Here is a 12,535-nt window from a genome sequence, read left to right on the forward strand (position 1 = left end):
CGCGATAGCGGTCGTACATTCAACATTGATGTTGACTGAACGACCGCTATCGCGTGCAGGCTCACTCCCACATTGGCTCTTCATCTGATTCAGGACCGGGTCCGCGCCTGCTATCATGCGCGGCATCTCCATCGCACAGGATCGCGCCGTTCCCCATGGATTACCGCAAACCCTCCGACCGCAAAAGCATGCACTCGCGCATCGTCCAGGAATTGGGCATGCAGATCGTTTCCGGGCGCTTCAAACCGTGCGACAAACTGCCCGCCGAAGCCCTGCTGTGCGAGGAGTACGCGGTCAGCCGCCCGGTGCTGCGCGAAGCCACCCGCGTGCTGGTTGCCAAAGGCCTGGTGTATTCCCGTCCGCGGGTCGGCACCGTGGTCAAGCAGCGCAAGGAATGGCACATGCTCGATCCGGATGTGCTGCACTGGCTGATGCAAAGCAGCCCGCAGAATGAATTTTTCGAGTTGCTGACCAGCGTGCGCAGCATCATCGAACCCGCTGCCGCCGCCCTCGCCGCGCAGTTCGCGACCGACGCAGACATCGCCTCCATCGGTGAAGCCTACCAGCGCATGGAAGCCGCACCGACGCCGGAAGCGCTGTTGCAGCCGGACCTGGATTTTCACAGCCGCATCGCCGATGCGACCCACAACGATCTGCTGGCCAACCTGTGCAACATGCTGTCGGTGGCGATTGCTGAAGCGCTGAAACATTCCAACCAACGGCCGAACCTGCATGAACTGGCGCTGCCCCGACACAAGGCGATCCTGACGGCGATCGAGAACCGCGATGCGCTGGGTGCGCGGCATGCGACCCTCGTTCAGCTCGACGATGCGCGCAGTGCGCTGAACGTCGTGCTCGGCACTGATCCCTCATAACCAACGCGGTCCTTTTTAGGAGCCAGCAAGCCGGCTCCTGCAAAGGGTTGTGTTAATCCTCGGATGAAAAAAAGCCGCAACCCAGGTTGCGGCTTTTCTGTTTCAGCCAGGGATCAGTGAGCGAACAACGAATTGCCCTTCTGCCCCGCCAGTTTCTCCGGCTTGATCAGGAAGCGAGCCAGCGCCGGCAGCAGCCAAAGCGCGCCGAACATGTTCCAGAGCAGCATGAAGGTCAGCATCAAGCCCATGTCGGCCTGGAACTTGATGGCCGAGAAGATCCAGGTGCACACACCGATCGCCAGGCACAGGCCGGTGAACAGCACGGCTTTACCAGTGGACTTGAGCGTCTGGTAGTAGGCTTCTTGCAACGGCAGGCCCGCACGCAGGAAGCTTTCCAGACGGCTATAGATGTAGATGCCGTAGTCCACGCCAATCCCCACCCCCAGCGCCACGACCGGCAGGGTCGCAACTTTCACGCCGATGCCCATGAAGGCCATCAGGGCGTTGCCGAGTACCGAGGTCAGCACCAGCGGCAGCACGATGCACAAGGTCGCCGCCCAGGAACGGAAGGTGATCATGCACATGGTCGCGACGCAGATGTAAACGAGGATCAGGATGGTCAGCTCGGATTCCTTGATCACCTCGTTGGTCGCCGCCTCGATACCGGCGTTACCCGCCGCGAGGATGAACTCCAGGCCGTCCTTGTTGTTTTCCTTGGCGAAGTCCTGCACCGCATGCACGGCGCGATCCAGGGTGGCGGCCTTGTGGTCGTTGAGGAACACCAGTACCGGCGCCAGGGAGCAACTGTTGTTGTACAAGCCATCGGCACGGGCAATGGAGTTGTTCAGTACGTCCGGGTTACGCGACAGGGTTTCCCATTTCAGGTTGCCCTCGTTCATGCCCTTGATCATCTGCTTGGACACGGTCACCAGGGAGATCGCCGACTGCACGCCCTCGGTGTTCTGCATCTTCCACATCAGTTCGTCGATCGGCGCCATGGCTTCGTAGCGCGAGCAACCTTCGGACTTGGTCTTGACCATCACCACCAATACGTCGGAGCTGGTCGAGTAGTTGCTGATGATGAAGTTGTTGTCCTTGTTGTAACGCGAGTCCGGCCGCAGTTCCGGGGCACCCTGGTCGAGGTCGCCGATTTTCAGGTTCTGGCTGTACCAGAGGCCGCCGCCGAAGGCCAACAAGGCCAGGACGATCGACACCGGTGCGACTTTCGGGCTGGCAAAGCTCGACAGCAGGCGCCAGAACGGGTGTTCGCGGTGCGCGTCTTTCTTGCTGCGTTCGACAGCGCGCTTGCTGATGCCGACATAGGAGATGGCGACCGGCAGCAGGATCAGGTTGGTGAACACGATCACCGCGACACCGATGGAAGCACCGATGGCCAGTTCACGAATCACACCGATGTCGATGATCAACAGGGTGATGAAGCCCACCGCGTCCGCAAGGATCGCGATCATCCCTGGCAGGAACAACTGGCGGAACGTGCGGCGTGCGGCGGTCAAGGCGTTGTCGGCTTCGCTGGACTGCAAGGCGATCCCGTTGATCTTCTGTACGCCGTGGGAAATACCGATGGCGAAGATCAGGAACGGCACCAGCATCGAATACGGATCAAGCCCGAAACCGAAAAAGTGCATCAACCCCAACTGCCAGACCACCGCCACCAGCGTCGTACTCAACACCGCCACGGTGCTGCGCATGCAGTTGGTGAACCAGTACAGCAGGATCAGGGTGATGACGAAGGCGACGCCGAAGAACATCACCACCATGACCAGGCCATCGATCAGGTCGCCGACTTTCTTGGCGAAACCGACGATGTGGATCTGCACGTTAGGGTTCTGCGCTTCAAACTTGTCGCGGATCTTTTCTTCCAACTCGTGGGAGAACTTGCGGTAGTCCAGCGCCAGCAACTTGCCCTGATCCTGCGGGTCCGGGTAGGACTCCAGCAGCGGGATGTCGACGATGCTCGACTTGAAGTCGTTGGCCACCAGGCGCCCGACCTGACCGGACTTGAGCACGTTGTTGCGAAGCAGGTCGAGGCTTTGCTGGGAGCCGTTATAGCTCTGCGGGATCACTTCGCCACCGGCAAAGCCCTCCTCCGTCACCTCGGTCCAGCGCACGCTCGGGCTCCACAGCGACTTGAGGCCGGAACGGTCGACGCCGGAAATGTAGAACACTTCGTCGTTGATCTGACGCAGGGTCTCCATGTATTCCTTGGAGAATATGTCACCGTCGGTGGCTTCCACGGAAATGCGCACCGTGTTGCCCAGGTTCGCCAGATCGTTGCGGTGCTCCATCATCTTTTGAATGAAGGGATGATCCAGGGGGATCATTTTTTCGAAACTGGTGGACGGCCGGATCAGCGTCGCCTGCCAGAACAGGAAGATGCTGACCAGCAGGCAGATGACGATCACTGCCGGGCGGTTGTTGAAAATCAGGCGTTCCAGAAACGTCGCCTTGTCTTGGTGATGACTGCTCAAGGATGTCATAGACCCGCCTTCTTATTATTTGCCCGGCTCATTTGGACGACCCGTTTTTGCCATTCTCTGCGCCGGTTGGCGTGGTGACGCGAACGCCACCCTGTCCTGCCAGAATCAGATTGCCGTTGCCTGCTGCGGTCACCGCCGAAACGGAAATGCGATCCGGGCGGTTGAACACGCTGAAGGTTTCACCGTTATCGTTGCTGCGGATCACCGAGCCGCCGTTGCCGACGATGACAATGGAGCCGTCGTCGAGCAGCGTCGCGCCGGACAGACCGAACTCCAGCGCACCGCGAGCAGCCTTGAGTTCGACCGGTTCCCAGGTCGTGCCGAAATCGGTCGAGCGGAACAGATTGCCCCGCAATCCGTAGGCCAGCAGTGTGTTGGCCTGAGCGGTGCCGATCACGCCGAACAGCGAACCTTCGTATGGACCTTCCAGTTTTTCCCAGGTCTGGCCCCAGTCGGCGGAGCGGAACATGCTGCCCTGCTCGCCGACGATGAACAGCCCGGCATCCTTGACCGCCGCAATGCCGTTGAGGTGGTATTGGTCTTCGTTGTCGAGGCGATCACTGGCATCTTCCCAGTGCTTGCCACCGTCAGTGGTGGCCAGCAACGCACCGTAGGCGCCCACGGCAAAGCCGCTGTTGACGTCCTGGAACCAGACGTCGAGCAGCGGCGATTCGCGTTTCAAATCTTCGAATTGCTTGGTCCAGGTGGCGCCACCGTCCTCGCTGGCGAGGATCTGAGCGTCATGGCCGACGGCCCAGCCGTGTTGGTCATCGGCGAAAAACACCGACGTCAACAATTGCCGGGTCGGCACTTTGGCCTGGGTCCAGGTTGCACCCTGGTCATCGGAATACAGAATGTGCCCGCGATCACCAACAGCCACCAGGCGCTTGCCGACGTGCACGACGTCGAGCATCAGGCTCTTGCTGGCTTTGGCAGATTCAACGGCGTAAACAGTGTCGGACGCTGGCGCCGCAGCGGCCACCGCAGGTGCCGGCAGCACGGCACAACCCAACAGCGAGAGCGCTGTGGCCAGCAACGCGAACTTGCGTAATGCCGGCGGGCGGCAGATACCCACACCCATGACAGGCTCACTCATAGACCTTCCCCCATTATTATTGTTAGGTCGTTCAACCTTTCAGGGCGCCGTAAGGGGTGCTCATCGGGATTGCCTGTTCTGGAGCATAGTCCTGAAATGCGCAATCTAGAGCCCCTTCGGAAGCTGGCTTATCCTATCGGGGTTTGGAAAGGTCTGACAATCGACGCCACGTTATGTTTTGTTAACTGGGGGGATAGCGGGTGTGGATGAATGGGGAGGCATTCGGAGGGGTGATGTTAAGCAAGATCGTGAAGATCGTTCCCACTCTGCGTGGGAAGGCCGCCATGGACGCTCTGCGTCCGCTGTAGAGGCTGTGCGCGGAGCTTCACGGGATGCATTCCCACGCAGAGCGTGGGAATGATCAGGTACTCCGCGGAACAGGGATCAAGCCAGGCTTTTGCTGACCACTTCAAACACATCGCTGGACAGCTGACCCGAAGCACGAATCCGCTCCAGCTCGCCTTTCATCAACGCCTGACGGGCGTCGTCGTATTTGCGCCAGCGAGTCAGCGGCGCCAACTGGCGGGAAGCGATCTGCGGGTTGAAGCCATTCAACTCGATCACCAGATCCGCCAGGAAGCGATACCCGGAACCGTCCGCCGCATGGAAGTTGATCAGGTTCTGCCCGGCAAACGCGCCGACCAGCGCCCGCACCTTGTTCGGGTTCTTGATGTTGAACGCCGGATGCTCCATCAATTGACGAACGCGTTCCAGACCACCGGGCAACGTGCTGCCCGCCTGGACACTGAACCACTGATCCATGACCAGCGGATTGTCCTTGAAGTGCTCGGCAAAACTCGCCAGCGACAAGGCCTTCTGCTCTTCAAACGGCGAATTGACCAACACCGCCAGCGCGGTCAGGCGTTCGGTCATGTTGTCGCTGGTCTCGAATTGTTCCAGCGTCGCCGCCAACACTTCCGGCTTGCCGCTGAGCATCAGGTACGACAGCGCAATGTTCTGCAAGGCACGACGGGCAAAATGCTCGGCCTCGGCCACATACGGGGTTTTCTTCGACAGATCGCGGTTGGCCTGATAACGCAACCACAGCGCCTCGAACAAACCTTCAGCCAATTGCTTGCGGGCAAACTCGCGAGCGATATGGATGGCGTCGACGTCAGCCACGTCGCTGATTTCGGTCAGATACGCCTCACCCGGCAGCGAAAGCATTTCCGCAACCATCGCCTGGTCCAGCGTCTCGTCGGACAGCACGGTGCGCAGAGCAGAAACCAGACGTTGATCCAGCACCAGTGCTTCGCCCTTTTGCTGCTGAGCGATCAGCTCTTGCAGCACCTGAACCGACAATTGCTGACCGGCATCCCAGCGGTTGAAACCGTCGCTGTCGTGCTGCATCAGGAACATCAGTTGATCGCGGTTGTACGGGAAGCTCAGTTTCACCGGCGCCGAGAAGCCGCGCAGTAATGAAGGCAGTGGCTGTTCAGCGATGTCGACGAAGGTGAAGGTCTGCTCGGCTTCGGTCACCGAGATCACCCGCGAAGTACCCTGCGTCTGGGCTTCACCGGAAAGACGCAACGCAATGGCCGCCCCTTTCGAGTCAAGCAGGCCCAATTCCACAGGAATCACGAACGGCAGTTTTTCCACCTTGTCCGGGGTCGCCGGGCAGCTTTGGCGGAAAGTCAGGCTGTAGGTTTTCGCGGCGGCGTCGTAGGACTCGCTCACCGCCAGACGCGGGGTACCGGCTTGGCTGTACCAGCGCTTGAACTGGGTCAGGTCGACACCGTTGGCATCTTCCATGGCTTTGATGAAGTCGTCGCAGGTCACGGCCTGGCCGTCATGGCGTTCGAAATACAGGTCGCTGCCTTTGCGAAAGCCTTCGGCGCCGAGCAAGGTGTGGATCATGCCGACCACTTCCGAACCCTTTTCGTACACGGTCAGGGTATAGAAATTGGAAATCTCGATGAAGCTGTCCGGGCGCACGGCGTGAGCCATGGGGCCTGCGTCTTCAGCGAACTGGTGAGTACGCAGATAAGCCACGTCCTGGATGCGTTTCACGGTGGCCGAGTTCATGTCGGCGGAGAAGCCCGAATCACGGAACACGGTGAAGCCTTCCTTGAGCGACAACTGGAACCAGTCGCGGCAGGTCACGCGGTTGCCCGACCAGTTGTGGAAGTACTCGTGCGCGACGATCGCCTCGACACGCTGGTGCGCGGCATCGGTGGCGGTTTCGGCGCGGGCCAGTACGGCGCTGGAGTTGAAGATGTTGAGGCCCTTGTTCTCCATGGCGCCCATGTTGAAGTCGTTGACCGCGACGATCATGAAGATGTCCAGATCGTACTCGCGACCGTAGACCTCTTCGTCCCAACGCATCGACTTCTTGAGGCTGTTCATCGCGTGCTGGCACTTGTCGATGTTTTCCGGCTCGACGTAAATGCGCAGCGCCACCGAGCGTTCGCTCATGGTGGTGAAGCTGTCTTCGACGCACCACAAGTCACCGGCCACCAGTGCGAACAGGTACGCCGGTTTCTTGAACGGGTCTTCCCACGTCGCCCAGTGCCGGCCGTCTTCGCCGGGACCGGAGGCAATCGGATTGCCGTTGGACAGCAACACCGGATAGCTATGCTGCTCGGCAATGACCGTGGTGGTGAACGTGCTCATCACGTCCGGGCGGTCGAGGTAATAGGTGATCTTGCGGAAGCCTTCGGCCTCGCACTGGGTGCAGAACATCGTGCCGGATTTGTACAAACCTTCCAGGGCGGTGTTGGTTTCCGGGTGGATCTTGACGCTGGTATCGACCGTGAAGGTGGTGCTGGTCGGGTGCAGGGTCAGGTGGTTTTCCGTCAGCTGATAATCAGTGTCGCTCAGCTCGCGGTCAGCCACGGTGACCGACAGCAGCTCGAGTTGCTGGCCGTCCAGCACCAGCGGCGGCAGGCCCGGGCCGCGCTCGGGATTGCGGCGCATCACCAGTTGCGCATGGACCAGGCTGTGGTCCTCGAACAACTCGAAGGTCAGGTGCGTCTCGTCGATCAGGTACTCGGGCGCCTGATAGTCTTTCAAATAGATCATCTTCGGTTGTTCGGTGCGCATGCTGGAGTCCTTACTGATGCACGGCGAGCTGATAAGCCGTGTATTTACGAATATTGATGACGCCTGTGTCGAAAATCAGGTATTGGCCCTTGATCCCCAACAACGTGCCTTCGGCAATCGGATTCTTGTCCAGGTTGAAGCTGACGATTTTGGCCGGGTATTGCTCGACCGGATAGCGGATTTCGAGGGTTTCTACGTCGGCAATGGTCTGGATTGCTTGTAGGCCGAATCGTTCCTGCAAACCTTGCAACCCTTCGGCGCAGCTGTCGAACAACTGATCGCGAACCTCGGCCAGGTTCACCGACACCGCGTCGCCCTTGAGTAAAGCACGCCAGTTGGTCTTGTCTGCCACCTGACTGCGGAACAGGTCCTCGACAAACCCCGATTGCTGGCGGGTCGAAACGCGCATGATCGGCAACGCCTGACGGGCGCCCTGGTCGATCCAGCGAGTCGGCAGCTGGGTGGCGCGGGTAATCCCGACTTTCACCCCGGACGAATTCGACAGATACACAATGTGATCGGTCATGCAGAACTTCTCGCCCCACTCCGGCTCACGGCAGGTGCCAGCGTCGTAGTGGCAACGCTCCGGGCTCATGATGCAGAGGTCGCACTGCGCCAGTTTGGTCATACACGGGTAGCAATACCCCTGGCTGAAACTGGTTTTGGTCTTGCGCCCGCAATGGGTGCAATGAATCGCCCCCAGATATTCCAGACGCACCGTGCTGCCGATCAAGGGATTGACCGGCACCTCGACGTCATCCAGACGAAACGCGTACTGCACGTTCGGCCCGTCAAGGCGCGCCGACATTTTGCTGATTGCACCACGGCCAATCTCAATCAATGGATGGCATCCGATTTGAACAGGATGTTCGGCACGCTGATCGACTTCGAGCTACATTCCTGCGGGCCCATGTAGCCGGTACGCTCTTCCTCGGGCAGGTTCTGGATTTCCCAGGCGATCATCGCTTGCAGCGACAATTCACGTTGTTCGGCGGTGAGTTTGCCACCGTCGGACCATTTGCCGATCTCCACCGCCAGCTTCAGGCTCTGGTAGATATCGGGGGTGATGTTTTGAATCATTTCGTTAAAAGAGGACATCAAGGGCTCCGCTCTTTAATACATAACTGATTAGACGGCCAGTTTACGGCGGTTGTACAAACCACCCAACAAACCGGTCAAGCATCCGACGAGCAACCCGCTGACATGGGCTGCGTTGGCGATTTCACCGAAACCGATCATCGAGACCAGGCCCGACAGGCACAGCACCAGCCACACCAGCATCATCACCAGCACACCGCGCGGCAGGCGATATGCCGGGTTCGGCGACAATATCTGGAAAATCCAGCAATGCCCGAGCAGGCCGTAAAGCACCCCGGACAACCCGCCGAACAGGGTCGGGCCACTGAAAACGAACTGGGCGTAGTTCGACACCAGGCTGAAAAGCAAGGTCAAGCCGATCAGGTTGATGCTGCCCTGACGCGACTCGATGCGCCGCCCCAGCTCCCAGTACCACATGCCGTTCATGGCCAGGTGCAGGATGCCGAAGTGGATCAGCATCGGCGTCACCAGACGCCACCACTGCCCCGCCGCCAGGCTGTCGGCCAAGGGCACAAAATGGATGTACTCGCCAACGATACGAAAATCGAGGAAGGTCAGCCAACGCAGCGTGTCGAGGTTTTCCCCCAGCAGCGTCACCGCACCGACGATCAGGCTCAGCAGCAACACCAAGCCGGTTGCCTTGGCATGGCGCATCTGCTCGACGAAACCAGGCCGCCTGGTGGTTTGCGCGACCGGAATGTCCAGCTGCTGATCAGGGTCGCCCGCCGGGAAACGTTCATATAAGGAACGGACGTCTTCGCTGATATTGGCCGGCACCCACAGCACCTGTTCACCGGACTCTTCGCTGACCCGATGCGGCACCTGCATGCGTTGCAGCAGTTTGACGAACCCGCTCAAATCCACGGCCAGCGGCAGGCGTAAAACAGCAACGGTAGTCATCGCAACACCTCCGGCCGCTCGACATCGACCCAGACAAACTTGTGCGGGTCGAGGCGGGTTTCCTGATCCAGGCGATAGGCAACCAGTTTGCCGTAGAGCACCGCGCTGTAATCCAGGCAGGCCAGGTTCGGACGGATCGGCGCCGGTTTGCCGCTGCGCCAGTAATGGCCAACGAACAACAGCGGCTCATCGACGCCGTAACGCAGCAAGGTATTTTTTTCGGTGGACGACAGGGGCGTCTGGGCGACGGGTTCGGGCAAGGCGTCGGGCTGGAACACAATGTCTCCGTAGGTTTGCGGGTCGTCTTCCCAGAATTTGGTGCGGAAGAACGAACGCGTCAGGCCATCGCCGCTGGTCATGGTCAGCCCGTGGGGCAGGCGCATGTCGGTCCCGCGCAGCAAACGATCGAACACGGTGCAGGCGAAACTGCCCGGCACGGCCGAGGCCTGGAGGAAATGTTCGTCGACGCAGCCATCGGGGAACAGTGCGCGCAGCGGCTCGATCAGGCCGGCATCCCAGCAGGCGTGCACCACGCGGAAACGCCCGGCATCCACAAACAATGGCAGTTCGTAAAACCATTGCTGGAAGTCATGCCAGTCGCCGGGGTGATGTTCAAATTGCGTCAGGGTTTCACCGAGCAGGCGCGCATGGCGTGGCGTGTGTTCGCGCACGAACTGCTTGCCGCTGCCTGGCGGCGCCGGCGTGGCCCAGCCGAGGGCGTTGAATTCATGGTTGCCCATGATGCACAGCGCCTGACCGGCCTCGACCATGTCGTGGACGATATGCAGCGCCTCGCGAATCCGCGGGCCGCGGTCGATGATGTCGCCGACGAACACCGCCATGCGCGATGGATGCCGCCAGACGCCACCTTGTTTGTGATAACCGAGCCGGTCGAGCAAGTGCTCAAGGGTCAGAGCGCAACCGTGCACGTCACCGATCAGGTCGTAGCTACGCGCGGGATCGAGCATCAGTCGCCTCCACCACCCAACCGGCTGCCCCAGCCAAGCTTGGTCCGGCAGACCTCATAGTAGTTGTGGTCGAGCGGGTGGATCAGCCGCAGTTTCTGGGCTTTTTTGCTGATGGTGATGGTGTCGCCCGGCGCGCAGGTGAAATGGTTCTGCCCGTCACAGGAGACTTGCGGGTAAATCTGCATATCTTTGGACACGACGATTTTCAGCTCACTGTTGCCATCGACCACAATTGGCCTGCCCGACAAGGTATGGGGGTACATCGGCACAATCACAATAGCGTCGAGCTTGGGATGCATGATCGGCCCGCCCGCCGACAACGCATAGGCGGTCGAACCGGTGGGCGTTGCGACGATCAGGCCGTCGGCCTTCTGGCTGCAGACGAACTGGCCGTCGATGTACAACTCGAATTCGATCATCCGCGTCGATTTGCCCGGGTGCAGGACCACGTCGTTCAGCGCATCGCCCTGGCCGATGGCCTCGGCATGGCGCCGGACTTCGGCTTGCAGCAGGAAGCGGTTTTCCACCAGGTAATGGCCATCGAGCACTTCGGCGACTTTGACTTCCAGTTCATCCGGGCGAATGTCGGTCAGGAAACCGAGGCTGCCCCGGTTGATGCCGAGCACCGGAATATTGTGTCGGGCCAAGGCACGCGCGGCGCCAAGCAGGCTGCCGTCACCGCCGACCACAATCACCATGTCACAGACTTCGCCGAGCATCTTGCGAGACGAGGTTTGCAGGCCATGACCGGGCAGGACTTCGGCGATGGTGTCTTCGAGAATCACGTGCAGGTGACGATCAAGCAGAAACCGTTTCAGTCGGCGGACGGTATCCAGCACCTGCGAACTGCCCAGGCGACCGATGATGCCGATATTACGAAATTGCTCCATGGGGTTCCTGCGCGACGGTGAAAAACACGATTATGGGCGAAAGCGCGGGATAGACAAAATCCTTTCAGCCACAAGGGTGTACTCATGTTTAGGGCTATGCTCGCAAGATGATCCTATTTCCCGATTTGCTCCAGTTACCCCACCAGTTGCGCCACCCCGAGGTGCGCGACCTTGCCTGGGTCATCCTCGCGCCGCCGATGCTCGACACCACTCCGTGGCCGCAACGCCATCCGCTGGCCGGCAGCGACTGGGTGCAGGCACCTGAGCAGCTGGAACGCTGGCTGAAGCAACTCGACCGCGACAGTTACGACTTGCTGCACTGGCTGGCGCAGGCCAGGACCCGGCGACTGGGCCTGTATTACGAACGCTTGTGGCAATACGCCGTGCGCCATGCGCCGGGTATCGAGTTGATTGCCGCCAACATGCCGATCCGCCGCGAAGGCCACACCTTGGGCGAGCTGGACATGCTGTTGCGCGACCGCGACGGCGTGCATCATCTGGAACTGGCGATCAAGCTGTATCTGGGGCCGCAGAATGGTGACGGACAGGACACGGCGCAGTGGCTCGGACCAGGTTGTCATGATCGACTGGACCGCAAACTGGCGCATCTGACGCAACACCAACTGCCGATTTCCGCCCGCCCCGAGAGTCGCGAGGTACTGGCGGCGCTGGATATTCAGCAGTTCAGCGCGCATCTGTGGCTGGGCGGTTATCTGCTGTATCCGTGGCCAGGACAAGCCGAGCCCCCCCACGGTGCCCATCCGCAGCATCTGCGCGGCAGCTGGCTGCATCAGAAAGACTGGGCGAACTTTGTCGTGCAGCGCCCGTTCGGCCGCTGGCAACCCCTGCCCCGCCATGCGTGGCTGGCGCCGGCGCATTACCCGGCGGAACAGACCTGGAACACCGGGCAACTGGACGCATGGCTCAGTGACCTGGAGCCTTTGGCCCCGGCGCAGTTGATGGTGCGCCTGATCGAGAACGCGGATGGGGATTGGGAGGAAGCGGAACGGTTGTTTCTGGTGGCGGATCTTTGGCCGAACGTGCCGGGCAGTGGTTGAGATTTGTAGTGCCTGGGTTGGCCTCTTCGCGGGCAAGCCTCGCTACTGCAGGTTTTGTATCGTTCGCTGAATTTGCATTCGTCATCAATCCTGTAGGAGCGAGGCTTGCC

Annotated in this window: 10 protein-coding genes; 2 read left to right on the forward strand and 8 right to left on the reverse strand. The window is 60.2% G+C overall.

What is annotated here, in order from left to right; all coding sequences use genetic code 11:
- Positions 1-155 precede the first annotated feature (155 nt).
- Positions 156-875 carry a FadR/GntR family transcriptional regulator gene (locus QMX98_RS25750; RefSeq protein WP_010459832.1) on the forward strand — a complete coding sequence of 240 codons (720 nt, stop codon included), beginning with the start codon at positions 156-158 and terminating at the stop codon, positions 873-875.
- A gap of 113 nt (positions 876-988) precedes the next feature.
- Here QMX98_RS25750 and QMX98_RS25755 read toward each other — a convergent pair whose 3' ends face one another.
- From QMX98_RS25755 to QMX98_RS25790, 8 genes are all read right to left on the reverse strand, one after another.
- Positions 989-3,373 (reverse strand): RND family transporter, encoded by a 2,385-nt coding sequence (locus QMX98_RS25755; protein ID WP_042932105.1) that lies wholly within the window; start codon positions 3,371-3,373, stop codon positions 989-991.
- 28 nt (positions 3,374-3,401) lie between these two features.
- On the reverse strand, positions 3,402-4,469 hold the full coding sequence (locus tag QMX98_RS25760; protein WP_282411565.1) for a YCF48-related protein: 1,068 nt from the start codon (positions 4,467-4,469) through the stop codon (positions 3,402-3,404).
- Positions 4,470-4,853: 384 nt separating this feature from the next.
- Positions 4,854-7,511 (reverse strand): aminopeptidase N, encoded by a 2,658-nt coding sequence (pepN, locus tag QMX98_RS25765; protein WP_282411566.1) that lies wholly within the window; start codon positions 7,509-7,511, stop codon positions 4,854-4,856.
- Positions 7,512-7,521: 10 nt separating this feature from the next.
- Positions 7,522-8,352: a DUF2797 domain-containing protein gene (locus QMX98_RS25770; protein WP_042932108.1), complete on the reverse strand. Its 831-nt coding sequence runs from the start codon at positions 8,350-8,352 to the stop codon at positions 7,522-7,524.
- Positions 8,349-8,609, reverse strand: a complete 261-nt coding sequence (locus QMX98_RS25775) for a DUF1315 family protein (RefSeq protein WP_010459822.1) — start codon at positions 8,607-8,609, stop codon at positions 8,349-8,351. The genes QMX98_RS25770 and QMX98_RS25775 overlap by 4 nt, the downstream gene beginning before the upstream one ends.
- 30 nt (positions 8,610-8,639) lie before the next feature.
- Positions 8,640-9,509 (reverse strand): rhomboid family intramembrane serine protease, encoded by an 870-nt coding sequence (locus QMX98_RS25780; protein WP_145310144.1) that lies wholly within the window; start codon positions 9,507-9,509, stop codon positions 8,640-8,642.
- Positions 9,506-10,477 (reverse strand): metallophosphoesterase, encoded by a 972-nt coding sequence (locus tag QMX98_RS25785; protein ID WP_010459818.1) that lies wholly within the window; start codon positions 10,475-10,477, stop codon positions 9,506-9,508. Before QMX98_RS25785 ends, QMX98_RS25780 begins: the two co-directional genes overlap by 4 nt.
- Positions 10,477-11,367 (reverse strand): NAD(+) kinase, encoded by an 891-nt coding sequence (locus QMX98_RS25790; protein WP_010459816.1) that lies wholly within the window; start codon positions 11,365-11,367, stop codon positions 10,477-10,479. Before QMX98_RS25790 ends, QMX98_RS25785 begins: the two co-directional genes overlap by 1 nt.
- A 107-nt stretch (positions 11,368-11,474) precedes the next feature.
- Between QMX98_RS25790 and QMX98_RS25795 the strand changes: the two genes are divergently transcribed.
- Positions 11,475-12,425, forward strand: a complete 951-nt coding sequence (locus tag QMX98_RS25795; protein WP_282411567.1) for a DUF1853 family protein — start codon at positions 11,475-11,477, stop codon at positions 12,423-12,425.
- The last annotated feature ends 110 nt before the right edge of the window (positions 12,426-12,535 follow it).

The sequence above is a fragment of the Pseudomonas sp. PS02303 genome, from assembly GCF_029959925.1.
Taxonomy (GTDB): Bacteria; Pseudomonadota; Gammaproteobacteria; order Pseudomonadales; family Pseudomonadaceae; genus Aquipseudomonas; species Aquipseudomonas mandelii.